Origin of the sequence: Microbulbifer sp. CNSA002 (genome assembly GCF_047324085.1) — a bacterium.
Classification (GTDB): Bacteria; Pseudomonadota; Gammaproteobacteria; order Pseudomonadales; family Cellvibrionaceae; genus Microbulbifer.
The window spans coordinates 4,001,286-4,012,995 of record NZ_CP172449.1 but is presented as its reverse complement, the minus strand read 5'-3'; the positions used below and the strand labels follow the sequence as shown (position 1 = coordinate 4,012,995).

At 48.8% G+C, this 11,710-nt stretch carries 11 protein-coding genes; 5 read left to right on the top strand and 6 right to left on the bottom strand.

What is annotated here, in order from left to right:
* The first annotated feature begins 242 nt into the window (after positions 1-242).
* Positions 243-710 (top strand): RrF2 family transcriptional regulator, encoded by a 468-nt coding sequence (locus tag ACG1BZ_RS17835; RefSeq protein WP_413662991.1) that lies wholly within the window; start codon positions 243-245, stop codon positions 708-710.
* A gap of 459 nt (positions 711-1,169) precedes the next feature.
* Here ACG1BZ_RS17835 and ACG1BZ_RS17830 read toward each other — a convergent pair whose 3' ends face one another.
* The gene (locus ACG1BZ_RS17830; RefSeq protein ID WP_108734168.1) at positions 1,170-1,439 is read right to left on the bottom strand and encodes a hypothetical protein; all 270 of its coding nucleotides are present in this window, start codon (positions 1,437-1,439) and stop codon (positions 1,170-1,172) included.
* Between the two features lie 190 nt (positions 1,440-1,629).
* Here ACG1BZ_RS17830 and ACG1BZ_RS17825 point away from each other — a divergent pair, with 190 nt between their 5' ends.
* Positions 1,630-1,797, top strand: coding sequence for a DUF3820 family protein (locus ACG1BZ_RS17825; RefSeq protein ID WP_413665883.1), 168 nt, complete (start codon positions 1,630-1,632; stop codon positions 1,795-1,797).
* Positions 1,798-2,165: 368 nt separating this feature from the next.
* Here ACG1BZ_RS17825 and ACG1BZ_RS17820 read toward each other — a convergent pair whose 3' ends face one another.
* The 5 genes from ACG1BZ_RS17820 to gltA form a co-directional block, all read right to left on the bottom strand.
* Complete coding sequence (locus tag ACG1BZ_RS17820) at positions 2,166-2,714, bottom strand: DUF3365 domain-containing protein (protein ID WP_282933830.1); 549 nt, start codon at positions 2,712-2,714, stop codon at positions 2,166-2,168.
* Between the two features lie 11 nt (positions 2,715-2,725).
* The gene (locus ACG1BZ_RS17815; RefSeq protein ID WP_413662990.1) at positions 2,726-4,078 is read right to left on the bottom strand and encodes a cytochrome c3 family protein; all 1,353 of its coding nucleotides are present in this window, start codon (positions 4,076-4,078) and stop codon (positions 2,726-2,728) included.
* Positions 4,079-6,106, bottom strand: coding sequence for an FAD-dependent oxidoreductase (locus ACG1BZ_RS17810; RefSeq protein ID WP_413662989.1), 2,028 nt, complete (start codon positions 6,104-6,106; stop codon positions 4,079-4,081).
* Between the two features lie 489 nt (positions 6,107-6,595).
* The gene (locus ACG1BZ_RS17805; RefSeq protein ID WP_413662988.1) at positions 6,596-7,132 is read right to left on the bottom strand and encodes a hemerythrin domain-containing protein; all 537 of its coding nucleotides are present in this window, start codon (positions 7,130-7,132) and stop codon (positions 6,596-6,598) included.
* Positions 7,133-7,449: 317 nt separating this feature from the next.
* A complete protein-coding gene (gltA, locus tag ACG1BZ_RS17800) occupies positions 7,450-8,739 on the bottom strand; it encodes a citrate synthase (protein WP_413662987.1) in 1,290 nt (429 codons plus the stop codon).
* A gap of 439 nt (positions 8,740-9,178) precedes the next feature.
* Between gltA and sdhC the strand changes: the two genes are divergently transcribed.
* The 3 genes from sdhC to sdhA are packed head-to-tail and all read left to right on the top strand — an operon-like array spanning position 9,179 to position 11,691.
* Positions 9,179-9,553 carry a succinate dehydrogenase, cytochrome b556 subunit gene (gene sdhC / locus ACG1BZ_RS17795; protein WP_282933825.1) on the top strand — a complete coding sequence of 125 codons (375 nt, stop codon included), beginning with the start codon at positions 9,179-9,181 and terminating at the stop codon, positions 9,551-9,553.
* Positions 9,547-9,915, top strand: a complete 369-nt coding sequence (sdhD, locus tag ACG1BZ_RS17790) for a succinate dehydrogenase, hydrophobic membrane anchor protein (protein WP_282933824.1) — start codon at positions 9,547-9,549, stop codon at positions 9,913-9,915. Before sdhC ends, sdhD begins: the two co-directional genes overlap by 7 nt.
* A 3-nt stretch (positions 9,916-9,918) precedes the next feature.
* A complete protein-coding gene (gene sdhA, locus ACG1BZ_RS17785; RefSeq protein WP_282933823.1) occupies positions 9,919-11,691 on the top strand; it encodes a succinate dehydrogenase flavoprotein subunit in 1,773 nt (590 codons plus the stop codon).
* The last annotated feature ends 19 nt before the right edge of the window (positions 11,692-11,710 follow it).

The following is an 11,710-nucleotide window of genomic DNA, read 5'->3' as shown; positions in this document are numbered from 1 at the left end:
CGAAATTCCTCTAATAGCTTTTGGGGCAGTCATAAATAGCACATTCGGCTGTAACCGTAGCCTAAGGGCTAGGTTGAACGAGCATTTGAGACTGAGCATTCTCTACCCCTTTATCTATACATGTATATGAGATGCATCTTTTGCGTGGCAATTTACACCTAAATTCCAATGATGTAAACTAGATGCATCTTTAAATTTTCAAGGGATGAAAATTCTTGGCTTCACAATGAGGGACTTTGCCAATGAAGATCACGCAATTTACCGACTACTCTTTGCGAGTGTTGATGTACCTTGCTATACAGGATCGAGAGTTAGTAACCATCAGAGAAGTTGCTGAGCGCTACCAAATATCTAAAAACCATCTAATGAAGGTGGTACAAGAGTTGAATCTCAAAGGCTACTTGATTGCAACCCGGGGTAAGTATGGTGGCATTCGGCTAAGCCGAGCTCCTGAAGACATTAATGTTGGAGAGCTAGTTCGATTATTGGAGCAAGATACCGTGTTAGTAGAATGCTTTGGGACAAATAATCAATGTGTCATAACTCCTGCGTGTAGGTTGAAGAAAATGTTCGCCGAGGCTATGGAAAGTTTTTTTATTTGTTTGGAGCAATACACCTTGGAAGACCTGGTATCCGGCCCGAGTCAGACTGACCTTATCAATATACTAGCTTTTCCTGCGAAAATTGAGAGGGCGCAGCAAGGTCCCTAGGTTAGGCTTATCTTATATTTGCTTGAGGGAGAAAAAGTACAGTTTTCCATTCAAAGCCTGGAAGATTCATACTCTAGGGCCTTTATTACATAAGGGGCTTTGTATCCCGCCAGATGAAAAGCCTATCTTCAATTTCCTCTCACCCTATATCAGGTAGCCACTCAATGCACGTTGGTCTGACTTTTAGGTTTTAGGGGGTATTGGGAGTGCTTCCTAGAGTAGGGAAATACTCAGCACAAATTTATTGCTCCTGCTCAAGCGTAATGCCTTTATCTGGGAGATGGTTGCTGAATATCGTTATGAGTGCCGTAGTAAAACGAAAGCGAGGATTGTGCCAATTTTGTCTTATAGGAACCAGTTTAATTGGGAGTCGGCTTCCCTGCCTGCCTCAGTAGTGCGAGTATCGAAGTACAATGACACCCGCACTATACTGATTAGCAACTAAAAATAAGCAGCGAATTAATAACGATAGTAGCGACCGCGATAACGATAGTAATCTCTGCGCTTTCTTTCCCTATCATAGAGGTAGCCTGCACCGGCACCAATAACCGCACCTGCGGCAGTGCCACCAGGGCGCCCGCCACTGATCAAGGCACCTGTTACTGCGCCTATACCGACACCGGTGCCGATTCGGCGGTCGGTATCACTCATATTGGCGCAGCCCGTACCTCCAAGGCTTGCAGTCAATACTGCGGCCAAGCTGAGATATTTGATAGCTTTGATACGCATAGACACCTCTGTTACTGGAAGGTTGAGGTATAAAGAATCGGCGCAGGCCGACTATTTCGGAGCCAGTGTAGAGTCCGCATGCACTGGCAACAAATCCAAATTGGGAGTTTCATTCCCTTTTTTTGTCGATATTTAGGTGGTTGTTAAGGTGTTCGAAAAACAAGACTTGGTAGAACTGGCTCGACTCAAAATGCCATTTGGAAAATACTCGGGCCGGGTTTTAATAGATTTGCCTGAGGAGTACCTGCTTTGGTTCGCAAAAAAGGGGTTTCCAGAGGGGCGTCTAGGACAGTTAATGGCATTAGCCTTGGAGATAAAAGTAGAGGGATTGCAGGGGCTTATTGATCCTCTGCGCTGACCTTTTAGCAGGTTTTCCCAGTATTGCAATCACCTTGGTCGGTTTGCTCTGCGGGACTTTGACATTAATATAGTAGTGCCTAGGTGTGCTTTGCGGAGCGAAGCCCAAGAAAAAGCGGGCCGTAATGGAGACTGGACTGACCCGGAAATAGGCCCACAGCGGGTAACCACTGGTCTGAATGATTTCAGCGAGGTAGTAGCGGGAGTAGAGCCAGTCAGCTTAAAAGAGGGAGCGGTCGAAACGAATTCGGCCGCCACTCTTTTAAATTATTCTAAACTCAGTTCTCACCGACTAATACCCGCCGGCAATATTTTGTGAGAGAGTTGCCCGACTCGAAAGTCGGACGCAGCTATCTACTGACTAACTGATTAGAGTGGGATTCGGATAACAACACCACCCATAGTGTGGCCCAGCTCAAAGTCAGTGCGCGGGCTGTCTACGTGATCGTTGTGACAGCTCACACAAGCAGGTGAAACACCTACATCCGCATATACTGCAGTGAAGTACTCGGTATCACCTAGTTTTTCGCGGCCGTAAAAGTTTTTCCCTGGGTTGTCGATTACGTACTGCAAGCCCTCTTTTTCCATCTCAGTGCGCGGTTTGTTTTGCTTGTTGATTGGCCACAGGGAGAGCAGGGCATAGTTAAAGCCAGACTCATTTTCGGCAACACGCTCAGCTCCCATACGCATCATCTGCGCGGGGAGTGGTAGCAATTTCTTATCTTGCCAATGCTCATCAGCGTCAAGGATTTTTTCCTCGTTCTGCAGGCGGTTTACAACCTTGTTGGTGTAGTTGGCCCTGTCTGCCTCGATAACGGCAAAGATGGCATCCGCCATTCGCTCCGGAGCAACTCCCTGGTTTTTCTCACAGCCGGTGAGCAGTGCCAGTCCAGCGATAATACAAGCGGCAATACGCATATTTTCCCCTCCTATTGGGATTGATTTTGCATGTTTTTGCTTTTGGTAATCCTTGCAATACGCTCGCGGATCAGCTCGAATGTTTCATGCTTCTCTGCGGGTTTATGCTTGAAATTATTGTTAATCAGAGTTTTGTCAGCCAGGGCAGCAAGGGAGAATTCGGCTCCATGACAGCTCAGGCAAACGGGCATCATTTTTTCATTGGGGCGAAGGTTATGATTTTGATTATGGTTAACTACAACCTGTTCGCCATGGGTTTCCCGTGGTAAATGGCAGCTGGCACAGCTTACGCCACCCTCTGGGTTTGAATTCCAGGTATCGAAGTGAGGGGACTCTTTGTAAGAGAGACTGTGCTCATCACTGTGGCAACCCAGGCAAGCCTCTACAGCGGCAAATTGCAGATTTACTTCATGGGGCCCGTGACAACTGACACAGCTCAATTCATCCGTTGCGCTGGTATTCATGGGAAGGCGGGCCTGTTGCGGGGAGATGGCACCGACCTGCTGGATAAAGCCTTCTTCCAGCTTGTTGGACATGCGCATTCCATGTTTTCCTTGAGTGAAGGATTCTTTTTGATCGCTGTGGCAACTAGCACATTGCTCGACAATCTCAACGCTACTGAATTGCATTTGCCCATCGACGTGACAGCTGCTGCAGTTCACCTCTGTTTGTGCGTGAATACTCTGTGCCCAGACCGTTGCAATTTCTGCAGTCTGGCTAGAGCTGCTAATGTCTGCTTCGCTAACTTTTAAAGGGGCTTTATCTGAATGCTCATTTAGCCAGGACTGAACTGCTGTACGAGCGGGTAGCTTGGCAGTTTCCAATAGATCAGGTTGATCAACATGGGCGATAAGAAAGTCTTCATAGAGGGAGCCATTATCGTGATAGTTGTGGCAGCCCGCACTTGCGCAGGTTTCAAACCCCAGGTCTTTGTGACTACTGCGCTCTTCGGCAATATCGCTGTGGCAGTGAAAGCAAAAGTCGCCCGCCAGGGTTACTCCCATCTCTCCGGTGATTTGTGGTTTGTGCTCAGTGTGACAACTTACACATAACCGCGCGTCAAGAGTCTCCAGAAGTACAGCATTGCGCGGATCTAAAAATTTCTGCCGGGGGTGTGAGTCGTCTACAAGCTCCAGTTCTTCCGCATGGCAATTCAGGCAAGCTTGCTGAACAGCATCCTCACCGGCAAAGCCATCGGTATGGCAGGAAGTACAAGCCAGCTCAATTTGATGGTGACCGTGCGTGGCATCTCCACTGATAAATAGAGATTTATCGTCAACGTTAAGGTTGTATGCCACCGCTGAGCCGATAGCCAGCGTTAGCAATACACCGTAATGCCAGAATTTAAATTGATATGATTTCATCTAGAAGTAATAAACCGCAAAAATATGGTAGGCGAGAAGGACCGGTAAGGCCCAGAGCAGGGCATAGTGAACTCGGGACCACCATTTTCGGTGTTCGCGAAGTTTCAGGTCAGTCCAATGGTGGTTGCGCGCCATAAAAACGCCGACGAGAGAACCAGTTGCGGTTGCAGTTAGAAATACCAGCATCAATGCTAAATTCAGGTTTTCACCAAGGCGGAAGCCTGAATGTACAGCGAGTGCAAGTAGAGCGATTAAACCTGTAACGCTGTGTGCATAGCGCCAGTGATCGACATGCCCAAGGCTAAGTTTATTCCAACGTTTCCTGATACTGAGAGCGGCAGTAAACAGGCACATAGCGAGAATGGTATAGCCCGTAACCTGCTTCCAAAAATTGTCGTACCAGAGCTTTTCCCAAAAAAGTGCAGTCTGTACTGAGGGGGAAACTGGAGCTGGCGGCATCAGGAAAGCCAGGGCTATCAGGATTAATGATAGAACAGAAGTTATCAATATCCCCTTGGAGTGTCGCATTACCAAGTTGGGAGCTGGCACATCCAGAAGCTCAGCCATTAGCGGGCGGCAACTACCGCAAACAGACCCGGCTGTTGTCGCTTGTTGCAATTCGTTTAAATTGCGCTTCCCAGCGGAAATAGCCTTGCATAACTCCCCTTTGGTGACAGAGTTGCACTGGCAGACCAGATAACTATCGGGAAAATCTTTAATGCTATTGCCGCTTTTTTTGGCAAACACTCGCCCTTCGCTTTCAAAGTCTTTCAGTGTGCGCAGAGAGATTTTTTGCTCCTGTGCTACGGTCTGGCGCAATTCATTGGCTTCATCCCAGCTGCCAATATAAATGGCCCCAACGATGTATTCACCTTTGATAAATAAGCGTCTATAGATCCCCTTAAAACGATTGCGATAGACATGGCTCTCAACGTCCTCTTGCTGATTGAGGTTTTCCGGGGTTACCTCTCCCATTATTCCGCAGGGAATATGGGCAATTTTCAGCTGAATATCGGTATAAGTGCCGGAGTAGGGCTGCGAGAGAGATTTACCGCTATGGTTGCGACGAATATGTGAGCAGCAGCTTTCAGCTTGTTCGTAGCCCGGTCGGACCAATTGGTAGACTTTCTTGTCAAACTCAGCGCACTCGCCTACGGCGTAAATATCCGGGTCGGAAGTTTGCATCCATTCATTGACTACGATTCCGCGTTTAGTTGAAAGTCCGCTCTGTTCGGCCAGGCTAATTTCCGGCTTAATCCCAGTGCACAACACGATAGCGTCGACGGGAATTTTTTCGCCACTTTCAAAAGTGAGTAGGCGCTTGCTATCGCTCTCTTCAATGGATGTTAGGGAGTCCGAAATTTTTAACTCTACACCCAGTGCAGTGAGTGCGGACTTTAGGAACTCCTCTCCTTCTTCACCCAGGAGCCCGCTGAGTAAGTGTCCTCTGGATTGTAAAGTGATGTTGTTTTTAGGTGTTTTTAACGCGGTTGCAGCTTCAAGGCCCAGAGCACCAGCACCGATAACACAGATGTCTGCATTCTGCTCCCTTAACTCAAGTAAATCATTGGTGTTACGCAGACTTCGAAAAGGGTAAACACCAGGCAGATCCGCACCCGGAATCTTCGGAATAATAGGATTTGATCCAGTCGCTATTATTAGCTTGGAATAAGGTTGTATATTCCCTGCAGCATCGGTGACTGTTTTTTGGGAGCGATCAATAGAGACTATTTTACGGTCAATATATTCTGCCAGGCGGTGGTCACTTTGACTGAGAATAGGGTTATCAAGCTCCTCCAACTCTACATGGCTTGATAGATATTGAGAAAGTTTAACCCGGTTGTAGGGAGACTCTGTTTCTGCTCCATAGATAACAATTTGAGCTTCATCACAGAATTCTAATAATTTTTGTGCGCAACGCACACCCACCGGACCAGTACCGATAATTACATAAATTGGGTAACTGTTATCATTAGTGTGGATGCCGCTTGGTAATTGCTCGACAAGTGTGTCGTCTAGCTCAGTCATACCTCCCCCCGACTGCTTTGATTTTCTATTAGTCTTTGTATTTTTAATTTGTCTGCCAGATGGCCTGCTAATTTTCTTAGACTAATATCCCACTCTTTGGTGTTTTTTTGAATTCTAATCCCTATATGTTTAAACAAAATTAAATAAACGTCTAGTACCGATTAGAACATGACGATAGAGAATTGGGTGTAAAGTAAGGTCAGGTCGGAAAATAAGGCTGGATTTAACTGATGCGCACAGTTTTTTTGGGGGGCTAAATGTATTTTGCCCAAATTCAGTGCTTAAATTTAATTTGGCTGTGAAAAATTGGCGGGGTAAGGGGAGTGCTTTCCAGTTACTTTGTGACCGCTGAGCGGCCAAAAAATATGCGGCCCCGTCCTTGTGGGCTGCGGACTGTAAAATAGTATGCCTATTGTAAAGATTTGTTTCTTATCGGCATTCCTAGGTTAAATATCTCACTACTCCTGATAAAAAAACTAAACGTTGCTTTTAGGAGGGTTGGTAAAGGACGTAGAGTTCTTTTTCTTCTAGGGCAGTACGACGAGTTAGTGCTTCACCGATTTTCTGATAATCCATTTTGAAGTCGCGAACCATTTCAGGAGTGAAGGCTTCGTGGTTATAGCGCTTGCAAAATTGCACAACAGCATTTGCAATTTCATTCATATCGGTGCGGAAATCTTTAACTACTTGCAGTGTGTGGGCATCGCCAGCCAGTGCTTGCTCCAGGTATACGTAAAAACGTACATTTTCTTTGATTAGATGGGCCTGGAAGCCAGATTTAAATTGGGTCAGTAGCTGCGACAGCTGGCGGTAGTTCTGCTTCTCATAACCCTCTGACCACATGCGCTGAAAAATACTGATCAAGGTGCGGTGATCGTCTTCAAGGGCTTTAATTAGAGTGGGATCGTAAGAGATTGTGCGGGCACCTTTAGCTCCTGCATAAGAGCTGCGAGTATATTTTTCCTCAAGGTCCGCCGCGTCTTCTGTTTTGTTACTTCGGAACATTCCAGAAATAAAACTAAGCATGAATTTAGTCTCAGTAAATTTAAAGGTTTGTTATTAGGTCTGATCGCGCCGCGAAGTTGGGGGTAACTTAAAGAAAGCAAAGCTATTTGGGTCCCGGCGGGCGTGGCGGATTTTACATTGGATGACAGTTGGTTTAACTGTTATGGAAGGGGCGAGTAAAGCAAAATTTTCAAAGTGGGACTTGTGTCACATTTTAGATCTTTGCTTTTTAATTTTTATCGAAATGCAGTTGATTATCGCCAGTGGAATCAAAATAAATTTAAATATCTAATTAATAAAAAACCCGGCATAGCCGGGTTTTTTAAATTGCTTTGAGCTTAGCGTTGCTCGAGCGGTACATAATCGCGCTGAGGGTAGCCGGTATACAGCTGGCGAGGACGACCAATTTTGTACGGATTGGAAATCATTTCATTCCAGTGTGCAATCCAGCCTGAAGTACGGCCGGTGGCGAAAATTACGGTGAACATATCGGTGGGGATACCGATAGCCTTCATAATAATGCCGGAGTAGAAATCTACGTTCGGGTAGAGTTTCTTCTCTACGAAGTAATCGTCCTCAAGGGCGATTTTCTCCAGCTTCTTGGCGATCTTCAGCAGAGGATCATTTTCTGCACCCATGGCGCCCAAAACTTCATCACAGATGCCCTGCATTACGCGGGAGCGAGGATCGAAGTTCTTGTAGACGCGGTGACCAAAGCCCATCAGGCGGAAGGGGTCATTCTTATCTTTGGCGCGCTTCACGAATTCGTCGATACGGCTTTCGTCGCCAATTTCCTGCAGCATGTTCAATACCGCTTCGTTGGCACCGCCGTGAGCGGGTCCCCACAAAGTGGCAATGCCGGAAGAAATACAGGCGAACGGATTGGCACCAGAAGAGCCAGCCAGGCGAACAGTGGAGGTGGAGGCGTTCTGCTCGTGGTCTGCGTGCAGCAGGAATATGATGTCCATTGCCTTGGCGACAACCGGGTCTATCTTGCTGGGCTCGCAGGGGTTGCCAAACATCATGTGCAGGAAATTCTCGGAATAGCTGCGGCTATTGTCCGGGTACATGAAGGGCATGCCCTGGGAGTGCTTATAGCACATGGCTGCCAGGGTTGGCATCTTGGCAATCAGGCGGTGGGCGGAAATCTCGCGGTGCTCCGGATTGGTGATATCCAGGGAGTCGTGATAGAAGGAAGCGAGGGCACCGACTACGCCACACATCATCGCCATTGGGTGGGCATCGTAACGGAAGCCTTTAAAGAAGCTCACCAGGGATTCGTGAACCATGGTGTGAGACATAATGGTGTCTACATACTTCTTCTTTTCTTCTGCGTTGGGCAGTTCGCCATTCATCAGCAGGTAGCAGGTTTCCAGGTAATCGGATTTTTCTGCCAGTTGCTCGATGGGGTAGCCGCGGTGCAGCAGTTGGCCCTTGCCGCCATCAATAAAGGTGATCTTGGAATCACATGAGGCGGTAGATACGAAGCCCGGGTCGTAAGTAAATAAGCCTTTACTGGTCAGACCGCCGACATCAATAACATCGGGGCCGAGGGTGCCGGAGCGAACTGGCATCTCAAGGGCGCCGTCGATACCATCGACTGTGAGGTGCGCTTTTTTATCGGACATTGCGGACTCCTAAAAATGTTCTTATGCCGGCCTTTTCCCGCTGTTTTCGGGAGCTAGCGGCCTTTTGAGCGGGGCCAAACTTAAGTGCCGCGCCGCAAATTGTCAAACCAAAAGGAATGGACGACCAGTCTATTGGCGACAGGATATCCGGTTCCGCTCCATACTCGTAGAGTATTTGTCTAGATAATGCACAGGAAAGTCTGAGGAAATCCCGCGATTCCCGATTTACTACGCGATACTGGTGGGAACCCGGCGTAATCGCAGGCGTTCGTTGTGTTTTGACTAGTGAATGCCTATAATCCGCGCGGCTTGCGCCATGGTACGGCTACTTTGTATAAGGCTTCATCAGGTCGAGTGCAAAGTAATCAGCAAGCAGCTCGTCCCTCCATTGAAAAGCTAACGGGCGCCCGGTCGTTCAGGGCAACAAGGTGTTTTTCCTGTGAACAAAAACAGACCTGTCAATTTAGACATTTCCACTATAAAGCTTCCCGCTACCGCTGTGGTTTCCATTTTGCATCGTATTTCCGGTGTAGTGCTCTTCGTTGTTGTTGCACTACTACTGTGGATGCTCGATGTCAGTTTGGAATCCGAGCAGGGATTCGCCGAAATTGCAGCGGTATTTAACAGTATCCCTGCCAAGCTCATTCTCTGGGCATCGCTGGCGGCACTTATTTACCACATTCTGGCAGGTGTTCGTCATCTGTTTATGGATATGGGAGTAGGTGAAAGTCTCGAAGGCGGCCGTCGCAGCGCTGTGTCAGTGCTGGTGCTGGCTGTAATCCTTATTCTTCTGGCGGGAGTATGGTTGTGGTAAAAACAGTAACAAGCTTTGGCCGTAGCGGTACTTTCGATTGGCTCTACCAGAGAGTCACTGCGGTAATATTGCTCGCCTATACCCTCTTTATAGTGGGTTTTATCTTTTTTAGTAAAGACTTCGGCTACCAGGCCTGGTCCGAACTGTTCGCCCAGCGCTGGATGCGTGTTTTCAGCCTGGTTGCCTTGCTGTCCACCATTATTCACGCCTGGATTGGCCTCTGGTCCGTGGTAACTGACTACATCACCAACCGGATGATGGGCGGTAAAGCCACTGTTCTGCGCTTGTTCGTAGAAGTGATTCTGGCTGCCGTTGCCGTGTTGTACGCGGTGTGGGGCATTGAAATTCTTTGGGGTGTATAAGCAATGGCGAACATGCGTACTATTTCATTTGACGGGATTGTAATTGGTGGAGGCGGTGCCGGTATGCGCGCTGCCCTGCAGATGGCCCAGTCCGGCTATAAAACTGCGGTTATTACCAAGGTATTCCCGACTCGTTCTCACACAGTATCTGCCCAGGGTGGCATTACCTGTGCAATTGCCAGTTCAGATCCCAACGATGATTGGCGCTGGCATATGTACGATACCGTTAAGGGTTCCGACTATATCGGTGACCAGGACGCTATTGAATATATGTGTTCCGTAGGTCCAGAAGCGGTATTTGAGCTGGAGCACATGGGCCTGCCTTTCTCCCGTACTGAGGAAGGTCGTATTTATCAGCGCCCCTTCGGCGGTCAGTCTAAAGATTTCGGCCGCGGTGGCCAGGCTGCACGTACTTGTGCCGCTGCTGACCGTACCGGCCATGCACTGCTGCATACCCTCTATCAAAACAACGTTAAGCACAAAACCGAATTCCTGAACGAATGGTTTGCGATTGACCTGGTGAAGAACCAGGACGGTGCTGTTGTGGGTGTGATCGCCATGTGCATCGAAGATGGCGAAGTGGTTTATATCAAATCCAAAGCGACTGTATTCGCTACCGGCGGTGCCGGTCGTATCTTCGCTTCCACCACCAACGCACACATCAATACCGGTGACGGTGTCGGTATGGCCCTGCGTGCCGGTATGCCGGTCCAGGATATTGAGATGTGGCAGTTCCACCCCACTGGTATTTACGGTGCCGGTGTACTCGTGACCGAAGGTTGTCGCGGTGAGGGTGGCTACCTGATCAATAAAGATGGTGAGCGTTTTATGGAGCGCTATGCGCCCAACGCCAAAGACCTCGCTTCCCGCGACGTTGTGGCTCGCTCTATGGTTCTCGAGATTCTCGACGGCCGCGGCTGTGGCCCGGAAGGCGATCACGTATTCCTGAAGCTTGATCACCTGGGTGAAGAGCTGCTCAACAGCCGTTTGCCCGGTATCTGTGAGCTGTCCAAGACCTTCGCCCACGCCGACCCAGTTAAGGTGCCGATCCCGGTAGTACCTACCTGTCACTATATGATGGGTGGTATTCCCACCAACGTTCACGGTCAGGCTCTGACCCAGGACGCTGCGGGTAACGACCAGATTGTTGATGGCTTCTACGCCTGTGGCGAAGTTGCCTGTGTGTCCGTACACGGAGCCAACCGCTTAGGTGGTAACTCCCTGCTGGATCTGGTGGTATTCGGTCGCGCTTCTGGCCTGTTTATTGAGAAGTCCCTGCGCGAAGGTATCGAGCACCGCGAAGCTTCCGAGTCTGATCTCGAAGCCGCTATGGCTCGCCTGAATCACCTGGAAACCAATGAGAAGGGTGAGAAGGCTGCCGACCTGCGCAAAGAGCTGCAGGGCGTGATGCAGAACCACTTCGGCGTATTCCGTCGCGGCGACTTTATGGCCGAAGGTGTGAAGAAGCTTGCAGATCTGCGCGAGCGTATTGAAAATGTGCGCCTCGAAGACAAGAGCCGCGCGTTTAACACCGCCCGTGTTGAAGCGCTGGAGCTGCAAAACTTACTGGAAGTTGCCGAGGCCACTGCAGTTGCTGCAGAGACCCGTACTGAGAGCCGCGGTGCTCACGCCCGTGAGGACTTCCAGGAGCGCGATGATGAAAACTGGCTGTGCCACTCTATGTATTTCCCCACGGAAAAACGTGTTGGCAAGCGTGCAGTAAACTTCGCGCCTAACACTATGGAAGCCTTTGAACCGAAAGCTCGGACTTACTGATTCGGGAGCGGAATAGAGT

Bases quoted from the DNA above. Each gene is read 5' to 3' on its own strand.
- ACG1BZ_RS17815 (WP_413662990.1), bottom strand. From the start codon at position 4,078: ATGAAATCATATCAATTTAAATTCTGGCATTACGGTGTATTGCTAACG.
- ACG1BZ_RS17805 (WP_413662988.1), bottom strand. From the start codon at position 7,132: ATGCTTAGTTTTATTTCTGGAATGTTCCGAAGTAACAAAACAGAAGAC.
- ACG1BZ_RS17835 (WP_413662991.1), top strand. From the start codon at position 243: ATGAAGATCACGCAATTTACCGACTACTCTTTGCGAGTGTTGATGTAC.
- ACG1BZ_RS17825 (WP_413665883.1), top strand. From the start codon at position 1,630: ATGCCATTTGGAAAATACTCGGGCCGGGTTTTAATAGATTTGCCTGAG.
- ACG1BZ_RS17820 (WP_282933830.1), bottom strand. From the start codon at position 2,714: ATGCGTATTGCCGCTTGTATTATCGCTGGACTGGCACTGCTCACCGGC.
- sdhA (WP_282933823.1), top strand. From the start codon at position 9,919: ATGGCGAACATGCGTACTATTTCATTTGACGGGATTGTAATTGGTGGA.
- ACG1BZ_RS17830 (WP_108734168.1), bottom strand. From the start codon at position 1,439: ATGCGTATCAAAGCTATCAAATATCTCAGCTTGGCCGCAGTATTGACT.
- gltA (WP_413662987.1), bottom strand. From the start codon at position 8,739: ATGTCCGATAAAAAAGCGCACCTCACAGTCGATGGTATCGACGGCGCC.
- ACG1BZ_RS17810 (WP_413662989.1), bottom strand. From the start codon at position 6,106: ATGACTGAGCTAGACGACACACTTGTCGAGCAATTACCAAGCGGCATC.